The sequence below is a fragment of the Arthrobacter sp. AOP36-F1-5 genome, from assembly GCF_058137995.1.
This window is the reverse complement of sequence record NZ_CM176892.1, coordinates 726181-745563: the sequence shown is the minus strand read 5'-3', so window position 1 is coordinate 745563 and position 19383 is coordinate 726181. Positions and strand designations below refer to the sequence as shown.

The following is a 19383-nucleotide window of genomic DNA, read 5'->3' as shown; positions in this document are numbered from 1 at the left end:
CACCGCGAAGGATCCCCTCGCCCATGACGCCTTCCCTTCGAACCACCTCGGCCACCGTAGCCCTGGGCTTGGCGTGCGTACTCGCCCTGACCGCTTGCATACCCGGTCAGGACGAGTCCCCCACCAACGCCACAGCATCCTCCGTGGCCTCGGACCAGCGGGATGCCTCATCCATCCGCGAAGACTTCTACACCGAAATCACCCAGATCACCGACGAAGCCGGAGGCGACTGGACCTACCTCGATGGCGATCCCTTCTCCCCCGATGACCGCGACCCGTTTTCGCCCAAACCCTGCGGCGCCGACGACGGTCCACATCAACTGCTGCTGATGGTGATCTCGAGCCCCACTGATGACGGCCCGGCAGCGATCAAACACATGAAATCCGTGCTGGAAGTCCACGGGATGAAGATCACCAGCTACATCCCGGGCAAAACCAAACGCGAGGCGTCCGCGATAAATGCCGAGCTCACCTCCGGCCAGTTCGTGTCCTACCGCGCCAACGACCTGCGCACACGCATCAGATTCGGCAGCGAATGCTCCTCCCATCCAACGATGCTCCAAGACCTCAACTGATCAGCACCCCACCGCGAAGGATCCCCTCGCCCATGACGCCTTCCCTTCGAACCACCTCGGCCACCGTAGCCCTGGGCTTGGCGTGCGTACTCGCCCTGACCGCTTGCATACCCGGTCAGGACGAGTCCCCCACCAACGCCACAGCATCCTCCGTGGCCTCGGACCAGCGGGATGCCTCATCCATCCGCGAAGACTTCTACACCGAAATCACCCAGATCACCGACGAAGCCGGAGGCGACTGGACCTACCTCGATGGCGATCCCTTCTCCCCCGATGACCGCGACCCGTTTTCGCCCAAACCCTGCGGCGCCGACGACGGTCCACATCAACTGCTGCTGATGGTGATCTCGAGCCCCACTGATGACGGCCCGGCAGCGATCAAACACATGAAATCCGTGCTGGAAGTCCACGGGATGAAGATCACCAGCTACATCCCGGGCAAAACCAAACGCGAGGCGTCCGCGATAAATGCCGAGCTCACCTCCGGCCAGTTCGTGTCCTACCGCGCCAACGACCTGCGCACACGCATCAGATTCGGCAGCGAATGCTCCTCCCATCCAACGATGCTCCAAGACCTCAACTGATCAGCACCCCACCGCGAAGGATCCCCTCGCCCATGACGCCTTCCCTTCGAACCACCTCGGCCACCGTAGCCCTGGGCTTGGCGTGCGTACTCGCCCTGACCGCTTGCATACCCGGTCAGGACGAGTCCCCCACCAACGCCACAGCATCCTCCGTGGCCTCGGACCAGCGGGATGCCTCATCCATCCGCGAAGACTTCTACACCGAAATCACCCAGATCACCGACGAAGCCGGAGGCGACTGGACCTACCTCGATGGCGATCCCTTCTCCCCCGATGACCGCGACCCGTTTTCGCCCAAACCCTGCGGCGCCGACGACGGTCCACATCAACTGCTGCTGATGGTGATCTCGAGCCCCACTGATGACGGCCCGGCAGCGATCAAACACATGAAATCCGTGCTGGAAGCCCACGGGATGAAGATCACCAGCTACATCCCGGGCAAAACCAAACGCGAGGCGTCCGCGATAAATGCCGAGCTCACCTCCGGCCAGTTCGTGTCCTACCGCACCAACGACCTGCGCACGACCGTCAGGTTCGGCAGCGAATGCTCCTCTGATCCAACGATGCTCCAGGATGTCGACTGTCCCGATGCTCTTGTTGCTCCGTGTTGCCTCGGATGAACGACGACGGGTCATCCCTACAAAGTGTCGGGTCTCCCGACTAGGCTGATATCAGCTTCACGAGACATGGCCCCGCCTGCCGCTCCCCCAGGGACGGTCGACGGACAGCTCCGACTGGCCATGCACCAACCCCACTGTGAGCGGCAGGAATGCCGCGAACGGATTGTTCGTCGGGTGGTTCGGATGACGAAGCGGCCCCCGGTAGCCGCCAGGGGCAAGGACGATCCGAAAGGCAGACCATGCCCACCTTATTGCGCCATCATTCCCACGCTCCCGCCGCCCCACCCGCTCATGCTGCCCCGCGTTTCAGCGGGGACTGGGTCGACGCCGTCGTCGTCCTCGGAAACGGGACGGTGCGCATCGACACCCGGGATCGCGGTTACCTCCTCCTCAGTGACGACTTCACCAGCCTCAGGGAAGCCCTCTCACCGCCGCGGGAAGCGATCACGGACGGCCAGCGAACCGGGGTCCAGTTCAACGAACAACTCAAGGTGCTGTTGGTCCCCGGCGGCCATGAGCGGGCGGGCCGTTCCTTCTTCCATCTCCACGCGGCACCTTCGGCCGCCCAGCCCTGATCCGAGACCAGCGGCCAGGGGATCAGGGCGCGGAAGGAGGTTGGGTCAGGGGGTGAGCATGACCTTGATCGACCGGCGTTCGTCCATGGCCCGGTAGGCTTCGGCCGCCTCCTCCAACGGCATCACCGCGTCGAAGACCAGACCGGGGTTGATGGTCCCGGCCAGGACGTCCTCGAGCAGTTCGGGGATGTAGTTCCGGGTGGAGGCGGCACCGCCGGCAACGGTGATGTTCTTGGAGAAGAGCACCCCGATGGGCAGTTCGGCGCCTCCGGCAGGAACCCCCACGAACCCCAGGGCGCCGCCGGCCCGGGTGCAGCGCAACGCCTGGTCCATTGATTCGGCGGTTCCCACGCATTCCAGGACCGAATCGGCCAGAACGCCTCCGAGGAGTTCGGAGACCTTCGCCGCGGCGTCCTTGCCCCGTTCCTCGACGATATCGGTGGCCCCCAGCTGGCGCGCGACCTCCGCACGGTCGGCATGGCGGGACATGGCGATGATGCGGGTGGCGCCCATTCGGCGGGCGGCGAGGACACCGCTGAGCCCGACGGCGCCGTCACCGACGACCACCACGCTGTGCCCCGGCCCCACTTGGGCCCCCAGCGCCGCATGGTGGCCGGTGCCCATGACGTCGGAGAGGGACAGCAGCGACTTGAGCAGCGCTTCATCGGGTTCACTGACACCGGGGACGATGACCAGCGTCCCGTCGGCGTTGGGCACCCTGACGGCCTCCCCCTGGCCGCCGTCGACCTCGAGGCCTTGTTCATCCGTGGCACCCCAGATGGCCCGGTGCGCACACGCCACCTGGACTCCATTGAGGCAATCGGCGCATTCCCCACAGCTATTGGCCCAGGGGGCGATGACGAAGTCGCCCACGGCCAGGGTCGTGACGGCAGATCCCACCTCGGTCACCGTACCCACGAACTCGTGTCCGATCGGATGCGGCTCGCTCGTCTCGCGGACCCCACGGTAGGGCCAGAGGTCGGAACCGCAGACGCAGGCGGCGGCCACCTGGACGATGGCGTCGGTGGGGTGTTGGAGGACCGGCTCCGGCCGGTCCTCGACGCGGATGTCGTGGGCTGCATGGATCATGGTGGCGCGCATGCTGAAGACTCCTGGATACTGGATGGTGACGGTAGGCCTCCAGCCTAGAACTATCCGGGGCCGTCCGCCGCCCCGGCGCCCGTCACCTTCTTGTGGTCCGGGCTCCCCGCCTGACAGGGTTCGACCATGAGAACTCTGCCCGAACTACTGGCCTCGGTCGGATCATTGGTCGGAGCCCCTGCCCCGTTCACCCCGGACCACGCCCCCGAACACCCGCAGGACCTTTTTGTCGACTGGTTCGCCGCAGCCATCGCCGCCGGGGTCACCGAACCCCACGCGATGACCCTGTCCACCGTCGATGCCGACGGGCTCCCCGATGCCCGGGTGCTGATCCTCAAGGGGGTGACCGACGATGGTGCCTGGACCTTCGCCGGGTCGGCGCAGAGCACCAAGGGCGTCCAGCTCGGTGCCCGTCCTGCCGCTGCGTTGACGTTCCATTGGAAGGAACAGATCCGCAGTATCCGTGTGCGGGGCACCGTGGCCCAGGTACCGGCCCCGGCGGCGCGGCGGGACTTCCTCGCCCGGGGGCCGGCTGCGCGCACGGTGGCGTTGAGCGCCCAGCAGAGCAGTCAGCTCACCGACCCCGGCAGTTTCAACCGGGCCCTTTCGGCGCCCCGTCAGCAGCTGGAGGAGGAACCTGAGACGGTTCCGGAGACGTGGAGGGTCTGGCAGTTGGTTCCGGCGAGCGTGGAATTTTGGCAGGGGCAGGAAGATCGCAACCACCTGCGGCTGCAGTATGTGCGTTCGGGCTCGAGTTGGGAACACCACCGTCTCCAGCCCTGATCACTGGGCTTGCGGCCAGGAGCGCTCACGACATCCGGGCCGTCAAACGACATGAGAACGGCGGCCGCCGGTTTCCGTGAGGAAGCTGGCGACCGCCGTCGTCGTGCATGGCCCTTGGGGGCCTGTGGAGTGCCTAGAGGTTGGAGGCCTCGGCCTGCTCCGGGTAGATCTTGCGCAGCAGCGATGCCGTCTCGGACGGGGTCTTACCGACCTGGACCCCTGCGGCCTCGAGGGCTTCCTTCTTGGCCTGCGCGGTGCCCGAGGAGCCGGAGACGATGGCGCCTGCGTGGCCCATGGTCTTGCCCTCCGGGGCGGTGAAGCCGGCCACATAGCCGACGACCGGCTTGGTGACGTTCGCCTTGATGTACTCGGCAGCACGCTCCTCGGCGTCGCCGCCGATTTCGCCGATCATGACGATCGCCTTGGTCTCCGGGTCGGCTTCGAAGGCTGCCAGGGCATCGATGTGGGTGGTCCCGATGACCGGGTCCCCGCCAATGCCGATGGCGCTGGAGAAGCCCAGATCGCGCAGTTCGTACATCATCTGGTAGGTCAGGGTGCCGGACTTGGAGACCAGGCCCACCCCGCCCTTGCCGGTGATGTTCGCCGGGGTGATGCCCACCAGCGCTTCGCCGGGGGTGATGATGCCGGGGCAGTTCGGGCCGATGATGCGGGTGACCTGGTTGCCGTTGGCGTCGACCTTGGACTGGGCCAGTGCCCAGAACTCGGCGGCATCCTGGACCGGGACACCCTCGGTGATGACCACGACCAGGCCGATGCCTGCCTCGATGGCCTCCACGACGGCGTCCTTGGTGAACTTCGGCGGAACGAAGACGATCGAAACGTCCGCGCCGGTGGCCTCGATGGCTTCGGCGACCGCGCCATAGACCGGCAGGCTGACCTCGCCGTGCGTGACGGTGGTGCCGGCCTTGCGGGCGTTCACGCCGCCGACGACCTGGGTGCCGGCGGCGAGCATGCGGGCGGTGTGCTTGGAGCCTTCGCCGCCGGTGATGCCCTGGACGATGACCTTGGAATCCTTGTTGATGAAGATAGACATGTTTTCTTTCCCCTGATCCTTAGGCGTTCGCCAGTTCGGCGGCCTTGTCGGCGCCTTCGTCCATGGTGGTGGCCAGCGTCACGAGCGGGTTGTTGGCTTCGGCCAGGATCTTGCGTCCCTCTTCGACGTTGTTGCCGTCCAGGCGGACGACGAGCGGCTTCGTGGCCTTGTCTCCCAGCATTTCCAGGGCCTTCACGATGCCGTTGGCCACTGCGTCGCACGCGGTGATGCCGCCGAAGACGTTGACGAACACGGACTTGACCTGCTCGTCGTTGAGGATGACGTCCAGGCCGGCGGCCATGACCTCGGCCGAGGCGCCACCGCCGATGTCCAGGAAGTTGGCGGGCTTGACGTTGGCGTGCTTCTCGCCGGCGTAGGCGACGACGTCCAGCGTGGACATGACCAGTCCGGCGCCGTTGCCGATGATGCCGACCTGGCCATCGAGCTTCACGTAGTTCAGGCCTGCGTCCTTGGCCTTGGCCTCGAGCGGATCCGCTGCCCCCTTGTCCTCAAGCGCTTCGTGGTCCGGGTGGCGGACCTCGGAGGCGTTGTCGTCCAGGGTGACCTTGCCGTCGAGGGCGATGATCTCGCCGGCTCCGGTGCGGACCAGCGGGTTGACCTCGACCAGGGTGGCGTCTTCCTTGACGAAGACGTCCCAGAGCTTCACGATCGCTGCGGCGACGTTGGCGCGCAGTTCGGGGGCGAAGCCTGCTTCGGCGACGATTTCGTCGGCCTTGGCGGCATCGATGCCGACGGCCGGGTCGACGGCGACCTTGGCCAGGGCGTCGGGACGCTCCACGGCCAGGACCTCGATCTCCACGCCGCCCTCGACGGAGCACATGGCCAGGTAGTTGCGGTTGGCCCGGTCCAGCAGCACGGAGAAGTAGAACTCCTCGGCGATGTCGGCGCCCTGGGCGATCATGACCTTGTCGACGGTATGGCCCTTGATGTCCATCCCGAGGATGGCGGACGCGTATTCGAACGCCTCGTCGGCGGTCTTGGCGACCTTGACGCCGCCGGCCTTGCCGCGGCCTCCGACCTTGACCTGGGCTTTGACCACTACGACGCCGCCGATTTTCTCAGCGGCGGCCTTGGCTTCTTCAGGGGTGTACGCCACGATGCCGGCAAGCACGGGGACACCGTGCTGCTCGAACAGATCGCGCGCCTGGTATTCATACAGGTCCACGGGTGTGTCCTTCTACGTCGAAGTCGTTTCTGACTCGGAGCGTCGGCACATGTTGGCCCGATGGCTCCACAGGGAACTTTAGCCCCTAGCCGGATGATGCCTTGCCTAGGCTATCGCTTTCGTGAGAAAGAGCACAGTTCTACGCTCCGTAGACAAAGATCGCCGACTTTCCGGGGTTTTCACGTTGTGGACGTGCATTCCGGCCTGCGATATTTTGATTGACATGCCCCCTTCCCGTCCGGCACCGACCGCCCGCATCGCCTATGATCTGGTCGCCGCCGACTACGCCCGGCTCCTGCCCGATACCGCCGCCGAGGCGGCCGCGGATCGTGAAGTCCTGGGCAGGTTCAGTGCCGCGGTGCCCGACCACGGCCCGATACTGGATGCCGGATGCGGCACCGGACGCCTGCTCGGGCATCTCCGGGACCTCGGACACCATGATCTCGCCGGGGTCGACTTCTCGCCGGGAATGATCGACCAGGCCCGGCGCGGGCATCCGGGCGCATCGTTCACCGTCGCCGAGCTGGCGGGGTTGCCGTATCCGGCGAACAGCTTCGAAGGGGTCCTGGCCTGGTATTCGATCATCCACACGGCGCCGGAGGAACTGGGGGCCGTATTCGGCCAGTTCCTTCGCGTCCTGCGCCCCGGAGGGAGCCTGTTGCTCGGGTTCCAGTCGGGTTCCGGCCCCCGGGAGATCCGGCGGGCCTACGGCCGCGACGTGAAGATGACCGCGTACATGCACGACCCCGCCGATCTGGTGACGCGGTTGGGCGCCCTGGGCTTCGTGATCGACGAAGACCTGCAGCGGGCACCCCGCGACCATGAATCCTCTCCGCAGGGCTTCCTGCGGGCCCACCGCCGCTGAGCACCGGGCAGGCCTGCCCGGAGACGAATCAGCCGAGTTTGCTCAGCGGCGCATAACGCAGCAGCAGACGCTTCTCCTCTGCGGTGAACTTCACCTTCGCCACGGTCTTGTCCCCCGCCCCCTCCAAGGCGAGCACCACGCCCTCGCCGAAGGTGCTGTGGGAGACCTTGTCCCCCACGGAGAGCTGGATGACTTCCTTCTGTGGCTGCACCCGTCCCGCGGCCCGGGCCGTGGGCGCGGTATGTAGCGAGCCGGTTTCGATATCCCCGGCGCGACGTCCGCCCCCTCCCCCGGTACCGGCACCCCAGAAGGATCCGCCGTCGTACCGGCTCGTGGCGAAGTCTCGGCTGCCAAAGGCCCCGGGCGCCGAACGGATCGCCCCTTCGCGTTTCCAATCGAGCAGTTGGCTGGGAATCTCCTCCAGGAACTGGCTGGCCGGGTTGTACTGCGACTGGCCCCACAGGCTGCGGTATTCCGCCCGGGTGACATAGAGCCGGCGACGGGCCCGGGTCAGTCCGACGTAGGCCAGCCGGCGTTCCTCGGCGAGCTCCTTGGGGTCGGTCATCGAACGCTGGTGCGGGAAGATGCCGTGTTCCATGCCCGTGAGGAAGACCGTGGGGAACTCCAGGCCCTTGGCGGTATGCAGGGTCATCAGGGTCACCATGCCTTCACGCTCGGCCATCTGCGCGCCCTCGTCGTCGTCGGGGGCATCGGGGATCGAGTCGGCGTCGGCCACCAGCGAGACCTGCTCCAAGAACCCGCCCAGCGTGCCCTCGGGGTTCTCCCGTTCGTAGTCCCTGACCACGGCGACCAGTTCGGCCAGGTTCTCCACCCGTGATTCATCCTGCGGGTCATCGGATTTGCGCAGCATCTCCAGGTAGCCGGTCTGCTCCAGTACGGCCTCCACCGCGGCAGCCGCCCCGGAGCCTTCGGCGACCACCGCGAGGTCGTCGATGATCTTCACGAAGCCGGCGACGGCCTTGGTGCTGCGGGTGGCCAGCCCGGGAGCCTCATCGGCGCGGCGCAGGGCCTCCATGAAGGGGATGCGCTCCTTCTCCCCCAGGGCCGCCACCGCATATTCGGCCCGGTCGCCGATCCCGCGTTTGGGCACATTCAGGACGCGCCGGACGTTGACGTCGTCCTCCTGGTTGGCCAGCACCCGCAGGTAGGCCAACGCGTCCTTGATCTCCTTGCGGTCATAGAACCGCGTGCCGCCGACGACCTTGTATTTCAGGTCCACCCGCATCAGCTGTTCCTCCAGCGAGCGCGATTGGGCGTTGGTGCGGTAGAACACGGCCACGTCCCCGGGGCGGATGCCCTCCTCGTCGTTGAGCCGCAGGATCTCCCGGGCGATCCACCGGGCCTCGTCCTGTTCCGATTCGCCCACGTAGCCCACGATCCGCGGGCCCTCCCCCTCGGCGGTCCACAACCTCTTCTCGGGGCGATCCTCATTGAGCGAGATCACCGCGTTGGCTGCGTTGAGGATGGTCTGGGTGGACCGGTAGTTCTGTTCGAGCTTGATCGTCTCGGCTTCCGGGTAGTCCTTGCCGAATTCGACGATATTGCGGATATCGGCACCACGGAAGGCGTAGATGGACTGGTCGGAGTCACCCACCACGGTCAATTCCCCGCCCGGGGTCTGCCCGTCGGGGCCGGTGAGTTCGCGCACCAGCGAGTACTGCGCGTGGTTGGTGTCCTGGTACTCGTCGACCAGCACATGACGGAACCGCCGCCGGTAGTTGTCGGCAATGCCGGGAAAGGCCCGGAAGATGTTCACGACCTGGCCGATGAGGTCATCGAAGTCCATGGCGTTGGCCTGGCGCAGCCGCTGCGTGTACCCGCGGTAGACCTCCGAGACGGCCGCGGCGAACGGGTCGTTCATGTTCGTGGTGGAGGCATTCTCCTCGTCGTCGATCAGTTCGTTCTTCAACGCCGAGATCCGGTGTTGCATCGCCTTGGGCGCGAACTTCTTCGGGTCCAGGTCCAGCCCCTTGGCGATCAGCGTGATCAGCCGCAGGGAATCGGCGGCATCGTAGATCGAGAAGTTGGATTTCAGTCCCACCGAGGTGGCCTCGCGACGCAGGATCCTCACGCAGGAGGAGTGGAACGTGGAGATCCACATCTTCTGCGCCGGTTCCCCCACCAGCTCCCCGATACGTTCACGCATTTCGGCGGCGGCCTTGTTGGTGAAGGTGATCGCCAGGATCTCATGCGGGCGGGCCCTGCCCGTGGCCAGCAGGTAGGCGATGCGGTGGGAAAGCACCCGGGTCTTGCCCGAGCCGGCACCGGCGACGATCAGCAGCGGGCTGCCCGCATGCTTCACCGCCCGTTCCTGCTCCGGGTTCAGCCCCTCCAGCAGTTCGGCGGCCTGCGGGGGCCCGGAGGCGCCGGCGTCGTTTGCACTCAGGCGCGAGCGCGCCTCGGAAAAGTCGTCGAAGAGAAAATCCATGGTCCCCCCAGTCTACGGTTGCCGGCGTTTTCCCGCCCCGGCCCCCGTCCCGGCATAATGGCGCCATGTCCAAGAAGCCCGCACAGCGCCGCAAGAAGTCCCGCCAGCAGAAGAACCAGGCCACGGGGAACCCGGGATCGCCGGCGAAAAGCGGTGCGGGCGGTCCGCCCCGCCAGTCTCCGGGCAGTGTGCCCCCGCGGCCGGGCAGCGCCCTGGCCAACACCACCACCGGCAGGACCCCGGAACAGGCCCAGGGCAACGGCAACCTGATCCTCTGGGCGGGGCTCGGCGCCGTCCTCCTGCTCTTCTGGTACTATCACCTGCTGGTCTTGAACCAGATGCAGGACCTCTCCGGGGGCCTGGCGATGCCCGATCAGCTGCTCGGCGGCTTCGACGCGGACTACATCCGGAAACTCCAAACGGTCATGGACGACGATGCCCTGGGCCAACTGTCCTACGTGCATAAGACGGCGGGCACGTTGTTCCCGCTCTTCACCGCCCTGGTGGCGATGCTGGCCATTGCCCTGCATGTGCCGCGGCGGGGGCTGCGCTGGGGCTTGTGGGCGATCCCGCTGCTGTTCGCGATCGTCTCCCTGTGGACCAACCCGATGATCGACGGGCTGCTCGCCGGAACCACCGATCCGGACCGGGTGGGCCTGGCCTCGGCGTTGACCATCACCGGCTGGATCCTGCTCTTCGCCACGGTGGCGACCGCCCTGGCGGTGGTCATCGCCTCGTTCGTGCGCACGTTCCGACGCAGGTGGGGCGAGGCCGGACTGTCCTGAGCCGGGGCGGACCCGACCGGAGTCGTTTTCGGTGTGACCGGATTCTGCCGCTAGGATGGTTGCTGTTCGCCCGGGCTCAGCCCCACGGCGATTGGTCCCTGTAGCTCAGTCGGATAGAGCGACCCTCTCCTAAAGGGTAGGCCACCGGTTCGATTCCGGTCAGGGGCACCCTGTTCCCCCGCGTCCGGCACCCCGGGCCACCGGACGAAGGCACCCATTAAACAAATATTGGTGCCGACCGGCGTATGGCTGATGGCTCCCTTAAAAACATCAACGGTGCCGGTCGGCACCCATGTCAGCCCTGTTCCCCGTAGCCGCCAACCTGCCGTTCCCCCACCAGGCACGGAAGCCGTTGAGACTCGCATTGCCGTGTCGATGGGCAACTTGGTGGCTGCAGCACTGACACTTATATCTAATTCCACTGGACTTAGAATGTCAACCTTCGAAACCAACCCGTTATGACAACGGGCGCCACCGGTTTTCACCGATGACGCCCGTGGCGTCATATCTTGCCGTCGAGGCTCAGTTCAGGAGCAGGACGCTGGCCTTGGGCGACAGGCTGGCGTCGAGGATGGCGCAGCCGCCGCCGATGGCGGCGACCTCCGGGCCCAGCTCGGAATCGACGACGCTGATCGAATGGACGTCCTTAGCGTTGAAGCGCTGGTTGATAATCTCGGCGGCCCCGGACAGGACGTGGTCGCTAATCAGCGGCCAGTAGGGTCCGCCGTAGATGACCTTGTCGACGTCGAGGGCGTTGATCAGCTGGGCGACCATATCGGCGGTCCGGCCTGCGAAGTCGCGCAGTAGTCCGATGGCGACCTCGTTGCCTTCGTCCGCCAGTTCGGCCAGCTTCATCATCCCTTCGGCCCGTCCGGCGACATCGGCGTTCTCCGGGATGCCCAGGTCCAGCCCCGCCTTGGTGGCCTTGTTGTCGAGGTTCTCGAAGGAGGTCGCCCCGGCCAGGCAGTCCTTGCGACCGCAGGCGCAGAGCCCGGTCTCCTCACCGACCGAGAAGTGGCCGATCTCCCCCGCGTTATTGCTCACCCCACGGACGATCTCCCCGTTGATGACCATGCCCACGCCGATGCCCGCCCCGACGTAGACGAACACGAAGTCCTGCTCGTCCTCGGGGTTCTTGCCGTTCCAGACCTCGGCGATGGACGCCGCGATCGTGTCCTTTTCCAAGATGACGTTCAGCCCCAGCTTGGCAGCCAACGGCTTGACGAACTCGACCTTGGTCCAGCCATCGAGCAGCGGCGGCGCCGTGACGTGTCCACCCTCCAGATCCATCGGTCCGGGGACGACGACGCCGACCCCGACGACGCGGTCCCGGGGCTGCCCGGATTCCTTGATCAATTCCTCGACGGCCTCGGCCATCTGGTCCACGGTGGATTCAGGATCCACCACGGCCGGGGTGAAGTACCGCTTGGAATGGAGCACTTCGCCGCGCAGGTTCAGCATCACCTGGGTGATCCCGGCCGGGTCCAGGTGGATGCCGACCGCGAGCTGGCGGTTGACTTCGAGTTCCAGCACGGTCCGCGGCTTCCCCGGACCGGAGACGATGGTGCGGTCCTCACGAACCAGCCCCTCATCGAGCAGGCGACGGACGACGTTGGAGATCGTTTGGGGCGACAAACCGGTGGATCCCGCCAATTCGACCCGACTAACTCCGTCGAGCGCCCGCCGGATCGATTCAAAGATAACCGCGTGGTTGAAGTCGCCTAGGCGCCCAAGGTTGGTGCCGCGCTGCATGTAATCTCCAGATCATTTCGTACCACGGATGATTGTTGATCGTGGCGTGTCTCTCCCAAGCAACGCCACCCAGACCGTGCTCCTGAGGAGCACATGGTCCTTGATTCTACATATACGACCAGTCCCCATGGCCGAGCGCCATGGCCAAAGCCCCCAAACCCGGCCCTGTTCAGCCGGTGGAAGCCGTTTCTCCGGGCCGGGACGCCGGGGCGCGTTGCGGTGGGCCGCCGCTCACTGCCCCGGGGCCGCTTCGGGGCCCGTGGAGGCGAACTGGGTCCGGTAGAGCTCGGCATACCGTCCACCGACGGCGAGCAGTTCGGCATGGCTTCCGCGTTCGACGATCCGACCTCCCGCGACCACGAGGATGGCATCGGCGGTGCGGATCGTGGAGAGCCGGTGGGCGATGACCACGGCCGTCCGACCGGCCAGGGCCTCCCCCAGCGCAGCCTGGACCGCTGCCTCGCTGGTCGAATCCAGGGCCGCCGTGGCCTCGTCCAGCAGCACGACCCGCGGGGCGCCAAGCAGCAGGCGGGCAATGGTCAGGCGTTGGCGTTCGCCCCCGGAGAGCCGATAGCCGCGTTCGCCCACCATCGTGTCCAGCCCGTCGGGCAGTGTCCGGATCAGGTCGTCGAGCCGGGCCCGCCGCAGGGCATCCCACAGAGCCTCGTCGGAGGCCTCCGGATGGGCCATGCGCAGGTTCGCCGCGATGGTGTCGTGGAAGAGGTGGCCGTCCTGGGTCACCATGCCTATGGTGGCCCGCATCGAGGCGAAGCGGGCCTCGCGGACATCGAGTCCGGAGAACTCCACGGAACCCTGATCGACGTCGTACAGCCGGGCCAACAATTGCGCGATGGTCGATTTTCCCGCACCCGAGGAACCGACCAGCGCGTAGGTCTGCCCTGCGGGGACCTCGAAGTCGATGCCATGCAGGACCTCCTGGCCACCTCGGCTGTCCAGCACGGACACGTCCTCGAGCGAGGCCAGGGAGACCTTCTCGGCGCTGGGGTAGCCGAAGCGCACGTCGCGGAAGCGCACCGATACCGGCCCGGCGGGAACGTCGGTGGCCTCGGGGCTCTCGGTCAACAGCGGTTTCAGGTCCAGGATCTCAAAGACCCGGTCGAAGGAGACCAGCGCGCTCATCACCTCCACCCGGGCATTGGCCAGCCCCGTCAGCGGCGCGTACAGGCGTGTCAGCAGCAACGCCAGGGTCACCACGTCACCGGCCTTCAGCCGGCCCTCGAGGGCGAACGCACCGCCGAGCCCGTAGACCAGTGCCAGGGTCAGGGCCGTGACCAGGGTCAGCGGGGTCACGAAGAAGAACTGGCGCATGGCGGTCTTCACCCCGATGTCGCGGACCCTGGCGGTGCGTTCGGCGAAGGCCTGCGCCTCGACCTCGGGCCGGCCGAAGAGCTTGACCAGCGTGGCCCCCGGCGCCGAGAAGCGTTCGGTCATCTGCGTGCCCATATCCGCGTTGTAGTCCGCGGCCTCGCGGCGCAGGCGGGCCACGGTGGCCCCCATGCGTCGGGCGGGGATCAGGAAGATCGGCAGCATCAGCACCGCGATCAGGGTCAGTTGCCAGGAGTAGCTGACCATCACCCCCGCGGTGAGGATGAGGGCCACGACGTTGCTGACGACCCCGGAGAGGGTTCCGGCGAAGGCCTGCTGGGCACCGATGACGTCGTTGTTCAGCCGGCTGACCAGGGCCCCGGTCCGGGTCCTGGTGAAGAAGGCGATGGGCATCTTCTGCACGTGTTCGTAAACGGTGGTGCGCAGATCGTAGATGACTTGTTCACCGAGGCTGGAGGAGAGCCAACGGTTCCACAGCGAGACGCCGGCTTCGGCGATGGCCACGGCCGCGATCAACAAGGCCAGCCGCACGATGGTGGACAACGGCCCGTCGGCGACGATGGCGTCGATGACCTTGCCGGCCAGCACTGGGGTCGCCACGGCCAGGACCGCGGCGACGGCCGACAGGATGACGAACAGGCTCAACCGGCGCCCGTAGCCGCGGGCGAAATCAATGATCCGACGCACGGTCCCGGGGGCGAACTGCCGCCCGGTTTTTCCCGAGGACATCTTATGCAGGGAGCTCCAGGCTGCCTGGTCCATGCTCACGGCGGGGTCCTTCCATCACGACGTCCCGGCACGTTGCCGGGACGCGCCCCCATGCTACCCGCGGCGGGGCACCCCTAGGCTGCCGGTTCCGGCCGGCGGGCGGGACGCTCGCGTTCGTCGAAGGTCCGGCTGGGTTCTTCGGTATGCGGAACGAACCCGACGGTCATGGCCTTATAGCCGGGGGTGTTCGACTCCCTGGCGACCAGTCCCCGGTGGACCAGGGCATTGGCTTCCGGGAAGTAGGCGGCCGCGCAGCCGCGGGCCATGGGGTAGGCCACGAGCCGGAACCGGTTGGCTCGGCGCTGGGTTCCGCCGAACGTGGAGATCACATCCACCAGGTCGCGGTCCGTGAATCCGAGCTCGGCCAGGTCCTCCGGGTGGACCAGGATGACCCGACGCCCGTTGGAGATCCCGCGGTAGCGGTCGTCCAGACCGTAGAACGTGGTGTTGTACTGGTCGTGGCTGCGCAGCGTCTGCAGGATCAGGTGCCCCTCGGGAGCCGAAAGGTATTCCAAGGGGCTGACCGTGAAGCGGGCCTTGCCGATGTCGGTGGCGAAGGTCCGGGTATCACGCGGCGGGTTCGGCAGGACGAATCCGTTGCGGGTGCGCACCCTCCGGTTGAAGTCCTCGAAGCCCGGGCAGACGGCGGCGATGTGATCGCGAATGACGTCGTAGTCCTGGGCCATGGTCCGCCAGTTGACCGCATGGTCCTCCCCCAGCGTCGCCGCGGCCATGCGGGCGACGATGACCGGTTCGGCCAGCAGGTGCCGGGACATCGGGGCGAGCCGGCCCTGGGTGGTGTGCACGACGGACATGGAGTCCTCCACCGAAAGGAACTGCGGGCCGGTGGGGTGCTTATCGTCGCGATCGGTGCGCCCCAGCGTGGGCAGGATCAATGACGTCCTGCCGTGGACGACGTGGGAGCGGTTGGGTTTGGTGGAGATGTGCACGGTCAATCCGGCCCGGCGCATCCCGGCCTCGAGTGCTTCGGTATCGGAGCAGGCCAGCGAGAAGTTCCCGCCCATGGACACGAAGACATCGACGTCGTCGTTCTCGAAGGCCTCGACCGTGTCGGTGGAGTCGTAGCCGTGCTCGCGGGGGGTGGTGATGCTGAATTCCGCATCCAGGGCGGCCAGGAAGTCCTCCTTCGGTTTCTCCCACACCCCCATGGTGCGGTCCCCCTGGACGTTGGAGTGACCGCGGACCGGGCAGGCGCCGGCCCCCGGCTTGCCGAAGTTCCCCTGCAGCAGCAGGACGTTGATCAGTTCCTTCAGGGTGTCCACGGAATGCGGCTGCTGGGTCAGTCCCAGGGCCCAGCAGATGATGGTTCCCTTGGATTTGGCCAGCATCGAGGCGACCGTCGAGATCTCCTGGCGGGAGAGTCCGGTGGCTTCCTCGGTGGCTTCCCAATCGATCGTGGCCCGGGCCGCGGCATAGGCGTCGAAACCATTGGTCTGGGACTCGACGAATTCGCGGTCCACGATGCTGCCCGGGTGACGGGCCTCCTCCGCCAGGAGCAGGTGACCGAACGCCTGGAACAGGGCCAGGTCCCCGCCGACCTTGATCTGCAGGAATTCATCGGCGATCCGGGTCCCGCCCCGGACCAGGCCGTCGACGGTTTGCGGGTCGCGGAAGTTGAGCAGGCCGGCCTCGGGCAGCGGGTTCACGGCGACGACCTTGGCCCCGCGTTTGCGGGCGTCGGCCAATGCCGAAAGCATGCGCGGATGGTTGGTCCCGGGGTTCTGCCCGATGACGAAGATCAGCTCGGAATGTTCGAAGTCCTCCAGCGATACCGTCCCCTTGCCGATGCCGATGGTCGGGCTCAGCGCGGTGCCGGAGGACTCGTGGCACATGTTCGAACAGTCGGGCAGGTTGTTCGTCCCGATGCTGCGGGCGAAGAGCTGGTACATGAACGCCGTCTCGTTCGCGGTGCGTCCCGACGTGTAGAAGACGCAGCGGTCGGCGGTCGTGGCGTTGATGTGCTCGCCCACGGTGGCGAAGGCCTGCGACCAGGAGACGGGCCGGTAGTGGCTCTCCCCTTCACGGATCATCATCGGTTCGGTGATCCGGCCCTGGTTTCCCAGCCAGTACTCGGTCTTGTCGCCCAGGTCCTCGATGGAGTGTTCGGCCCACCAGGCGGCGTCGGCCGTCCGGGTGGTGCTCTCCTCGGCGAGGGCCTTGGCCCCGTTTTCACAGAATTCGGCGGGCTTACGGGCCCCGGTGATCGATTCGGGCCAGGCGCAGCCGGGGCAGTCGACCCCTCCGCGCTGGTTCACCCGCAGCATCGAGCGCAGCGTCCGGCTGACCCCGGCCTGGGAATATCCGCGGTCCAAGGCGACCATGACCGCCTTGACCCCGGCCGCCGTCGTCTTCGGGGCGCCGACTTCCAGCGCATCCTCATTGATGTCCTGTTCAGGAGCCGAGCGCTTCACGTCGACCGTCCTACTTCCTGTTGTCCGGGGCGGCCGGGGCGTGGGGCGCCGGCGCCTGGTGGTCCACGGAGTCGTCGGTGTCGATCCGCTCCGGGTGGGTATAGAGGTTCACGCTGCTTCCGCGGGCGAAGGCCGCAACGGTCAGTCCGGCCCGCTCGGCGAGTTCCACGGCCAGTGACGAGGGCGCCGAGACGGCGCAGAGCACGGGGATGCCGGCGAGGTAGGCCTTCTGCACCAGTTCGAAGGAGGCCCGGCCAGAGACCTGCAGGACGGTGTCGCGCAGCGGCAGCCTGCCTTCCCGCAGGGCCCAGCCGACGACCTTGTCCACGGCGTTGTGCCGTCCGACGTCCTCGCGCAGGCACAGCAGGTTCCCGTCCGTGTCGAACAGTCCTGCCGCGTGGACCCCGCCGGTCTTGCCGAAGAGTTCCTGGCTCGAGCGCAGGGTCGTGGAGAGTCCGAGGAGGGTTCCGACGCCGATGACTCCGCTGGACGGGGCCACGGTGAACCGGCTGGTCTTGGCGACCGCGTCGATGGAGGCCGTGCCACAGATCCCGCAGGAGGAGGACGTGAAGATATGCCGGTCCAGGGACGGGTCGGGGATGATGGCGCCTTCGCCCAGGCCTGCTTCGACGACGTTGAAGGTCTGGCGGCCGTCCTCGTCCTCGCCGGCGCAGAACCGCATGCTGCTCAATTCCTCCGGGCCGCCGATGATTCCCTCGCTGACCAGGAAGCCGGCCACCAGGTCGAAGTCGTTGCCGGGGGTGCGCATGGTGATGCTGAAGACGCGCCGGCCCAATCGGATCTCCAACGGTTCCTCAGCGGCGATCGTCTCTTCGCGGACACGGGAGCCGGTCTCCGAGGAATAGTGGACGACACGGCGCCGCCGGGTCAGTCTGCCCACCCGTTGGCCTCCTTCTTCGCGCCGCCGATCTCGGACCACAGGGGTTCCACGGCGGATTCTTTCACCGACCGTACCATGGCAGTTCCAGGTAGGTGAGCTCTCCTCCGGCCGCCACTCCCTCCGGGGGGACGACCATGACGACGTCGGCCTGGGCCAGGCCACGCATCATGGCCGAGCCGGTGTGTTCGGAGGCCACCAGCTGCTGCCGGGCCACCGGATCCGTCCATCGGGCTGGCAGGAGCCGGTGGGAGTGCCCGGCCCCCCGGACCGCCTCCCCGGTCCGCACGGCCACCGGCGCCGACGGCGGTTGGCCGTTGGCTCCTTGGAGCAGGGGTTCCAGCAAGGTCACCACGGCCATGAAGGCCGCCAGGGGGTTGCCCGGCAGTCCCACCAGGAGCCGTCCGCCGGGCAGGCCCCGCAGCAGGGCCGGGTGCCCCGGCCGCATCGCCACCGAACCCACGATCGAGGTTCCCCCGAGTTCCTCGGCCACCGGACGCACATGGTCGGCGGGCGAATGCCCGGTCCCCCCGGTGCTGAGCACCACATCGGCGCCCCGGGCGGAGTCGGAGTCCAGTGCGTCCCGGGTCGCCGGGGCGTCGTCCCCGATCCGCAGCACGTCCGCCACGACCCCGCCGAGGGCCTCGATGCACCCCGGAAGCACCGGACCGAAGGTGTCCCTGACCTGTCCCGGGGCCGGAATGCCCGCGGTGACCACCTCGTCGCCGGTGAGCAGCAGACGGATCCGCACCGTCGAGGCGACCGGCAGCTGGTCATGTCCTCCGACGGCGACCACCGCGATGCGCCCCGGCGTCAGACGGGTGCCGGCACGAAGGAGCAATTCCCCTTCGGCGGCCTCGCGGCCCGCCGGGCGGATATCGGCCCCCGCGGCGGGGGCGTCGGGGGTGGAGAGTGTTCCGGTGGCCGCCTCCAGCTCGCTTGCTTCCTGCCGGAGCACCGCCGTCGCCCCCTCGGGCACAGACTCCCCGGTCACGATGGCCCGGGCCCGGCCCGGTTCCAGCGGCGACGGCGTGCTGCCGGCGCCTGCGTGGGGCCGCGGTTGTTCGGCGTCGTCCCCGGAATCCTCCCGGGGCCGTTCCACCTGCCAGGGACCTTCCCCCGCCACGGCCCAACCATCCATCGCCGAGGAGGCATAGTGGGGCATGGTGTGCAGGGAGTGGATATCCTGCGCCAGGACCCTCCCGGCAGCCCGGGCCAGAGGGACCAGTTCGGGCTCCCTACGGGCCGCCGCCAGCGCGCTTCCGGCCTCGTAGGCCAGGCGTCGCGCCTGGTGCCAGTCTGCTTCTGGCACTATTGCTCGGAGCCGCTGCGCCGTGCCAGCAGTTCGTTGACCCGCTGCGTGGCCCCCTGCATGGAGGCCTTGTCATCAGCCATGCCGGCTCCGGCCGCCAACCCGGCGGCAAAACCTGCGACGTAGGTGGTCACGGGCGCGGCCGGACGAATGATCGAATGCGCGGCGACTCCTGCCATGCCCAGGATGGCGTCGATGTCCACGGGGGCCTCGGGGATCTCGAGTCCCTTCAGCAGTTCGGTGACCCATTCATCCAGCTCGGGCATCTCGGACATCCATACCTCCTGTTGCAGCGGG

The 19383-nt window shown here is 67.2% G+C and carries 17 protein-coding genes and 1 tRNA gene; 8 read left to right on the top strand and 10 right to left on the bottom strand.

All coding sequences use genetic code 11. From position 1 onward, the window contains the following. Positions 1-23 precede the first annotated feature (23 nt). The 4 genes from AC3ZI9_RS03390 (at position 24) to AC3ZI9_RS03375 (ending at position 2354) form a co-directional block, all read left to right on the top strand. Positions 24-575 carry a hypothetical protein gene (locus tag AC3ZI9_RS03390; RefSeq protein WP_489923842.1) on the top strand — a complete coding sequence of 184 codons (552 nt, stop codon included), beginning with the start codon at positions 24-26 and terminating at the stop codon, positions 573-575. Between the two features lie 32 nt (positions 576-607). After that, entirely contained in the window at positions 608-1159 is a 552-nt protein-coding gene (locus AC3ZI9_RS03385) for a hypothetical protein (RefSeq protein ID WP_489923842.1), read from the top strand. 32 nt (positions 1160-1191) lie between these two features. Continuing rightward, on the top strand, positions 1192-1779 hold the full coding sequence (locus tag AC3ZI9_RS03380) for a hypothetical protein (protein WP_444561762.1): 588 nt from the start codon (positions 1192-1194) through the stop codon (positions 1777-1779). A 239-nt stretch (positions 1780-2018) separates the two neighbouring features. After that, complete coding sequence (locus AC3ZI9_RS03375; RefSeq protein ID WP_444555444.1) at positions 2019-2354, top strand: hypothetical protein; 336 nt, start codon at positions 2019-2021, stop codon at positions 2352-2354. A 45-nt stretch (positions 2355-2399) separates the two neighbouring features. Here the strand turns inward: AC3ZI9_RS03375 and AC3ZI9_RS03370 are convergent, their stop codons facing one another. Then, positions 2400-3455 (bottom strand): zinc-binding dehydrogenase, encoded by a 1056-nt coding sequence (locus AC3ZI9_RS03370; RefSeq protein WP_444555443.1) that lies wholly within the window; start codon positions 3453-3455, stop codon positions 2400-2402. A gap of 126 nt (positions 3456-3581) precedes the next feature. Here AC3ZI9_RS03370 and AC3ZI9_RS03365 point away from each other — a divergent pair, with 126 nt between their 5' ends. Beyond that, positions 3582-4238 (top strand): pyridoxine/pyridoxamine 5'-phosphate oxidase, encoded by a 657-nt coding sequence (locus AC3ZI9_RS03365; RefSeq protein WP_444555442.1) that lies wholly within the window; start codon positions 3582-3584, stop codon positions 4236-4238. A 133-nt stretch (positions 4239-4371) separates the two neighbouring features. On the opposite strand, the gene sucD is transcribed toward AC3ZI9_RS03365, so the two are convergent. Together sucD and sucC are read right to left on the bottom strand one after the other, a co-directional pair. Continuing rightward, a complete protein-coding gene (gene sucD / locus AC3ZI9_RS03360) occupies positions 4372-5292 on the bottom strand; it encodes a succinate--CoA ligase subunit alpha (protein ID WP_444555441.1) in 921 nt (306 codons plus the stop codon). Between the two features lie 19 nt (positions 5293-5311). Next, positions 5312-6478 (bottom strand): ADP-forming succinate--CoA ligase subunit beta, encoded by a 1167-nt coding sequence (gene sucC / locus AC3ZI9_RS03355; protein WP_444555440.1) that lies wholly within the window; start codon positions 6476-6478, stop codon positions 5312-5314. 223 nt (positions 6479-6701) lie between these two features. Here sucC and AC3ZI9_RS03350 point away from each other — a divergent pair, with 223 nt between their 5' ends. After that, positions 6702-7343, top strand: coding sequence for a class I SAM-dependent methyltransferase (locus AC3ZI9_RS03350; protein WP_444555439.1), 642 nt, complete (start codon positions 6702-6704; stop codon positions 7341-7343). Positions 7344-7371: 28 nt separating this feature from the next. Here the strand turns inward: AC3ZI9_RS03350 and pcrA are convergent, their stop codons facing one another. Next, the gene (gene pcrA, locus AC3ZI9_RS03345; protein ID WP_444555438.1) at positions 7372-9792 is read right to left on the bottom strand and encodes a DNA helicase PcrA; all 2421 of its coding nucleotides are present in this window, start codon (positions 9790-9792) and stop codon (positions 7372-7374) included. A 65-nt stretch (positions 9793-9857) separates the two neighbouring features. Between pcrA and AC3ZI9_RS03340 the strand changes: the two genes are divergently transcribed. After that, positions 9858-10577: a hypothetical protein gene (locus AC3ZI9_RS03340; RefSeq protein ID WP_444555437.1), complete on the top strand. Its 720-nt coding sequence runs from the start codon at positions 9858-9860 to the stop codon at positions 10575-10577. 94 nt (positions 10578-10671) lie between these two features. Then, a tRNA-Arg gene (locus AC3ZI9_RS03335) sits at positions 10672-10745 on the top strand. Between the two features lie 354 nt (positions 10746-11099). On the opposite strand, the gene AC3ZI9_RS03330 is transcribed toward AC3ZI9_RS03335, so the two are convergent. The 6 genes from AC3ZI9_RS03330 to AC3ZI9_RS03305 form a co-directional block, all read right to left on the bottom strand. Beyond that, positions 11100-12329, bottom strand: coding sequence for an ROK family protein (locus AC3ZI9_RS03330; protein ID WP_489923841.1), 1230 nt, complete (start codon positions 12327-12329; stop codon positions 11100-11102). A 231-nt stretch (positions 12330-12560) separates the two neighbouring features. Next, on the bottom strand, positions 12561-14444 hold the full coding sequence (locus tag AC3ZI9_RS03325) for an ABC transporter ATP-binding protein (RefSeq protein ID WP_489923840.1): 1884 nt from the start codon (positions 14442-14444) through the stop codon (positions 12561-12563). A 74-nt stretch (positions 14445-14518) separates the two neighbouring features. Further along, positions 14519-16876 carry an FdhF/YdeP family oxidoreductase gene (locus AC3ZI9_RS03320; RefSeq protein ID WP_489923839.1) on the bottom strand — a complete coding sequence of 786 codons (2358 nt, stop codon included), beginning with the start codon at positions 16874-16876 and terminating at the stop codon, positions 14519-14521. A 10-nt stretch (positions 16877-16886) separates the two neighbouring features. Further along, positions 16887-17777 carry a formate dehydrogenase accessory sulfurtransferase FdhD gene (gene fdhD / locus AC3ZI9_RS03315; protein WP_444555433.1) on the bottom strand — a complete coding sequence of 297 codons (891 nt, stop codon included), beginning with the start codon at positions 17775-17777 and terminating at the stop codon, positions 16887-16889. Positions 17778-17838: 61 nt separating this feature from the next. Then, positions 17839-19086, bottom strand: coding sequence for a molybdopterin molybdotransferase MoeA (locus AC3ZI9_RS03310; RefSeq protein ID WP_444555432.1), 1248 nt, complete (start codon positions 19084-19086; stop codon positions 17839-17841). Further along, a complete protein-coding gene (locus AC3ZI9_RS03305) occupies positions 19086-19361 on the bottom strand; it encodes a DUF6457 domain-containing protein (protein WP_444555431.1) in 276 nt (91 codons plus the stop codon). Before AC3ZI9_RS03305 ends, AC3ZI9_RS03310 begins: the two co-directional genes overlap by 1 nt. Positions 19362-19383: the final 22 nt, after the last annotated feature.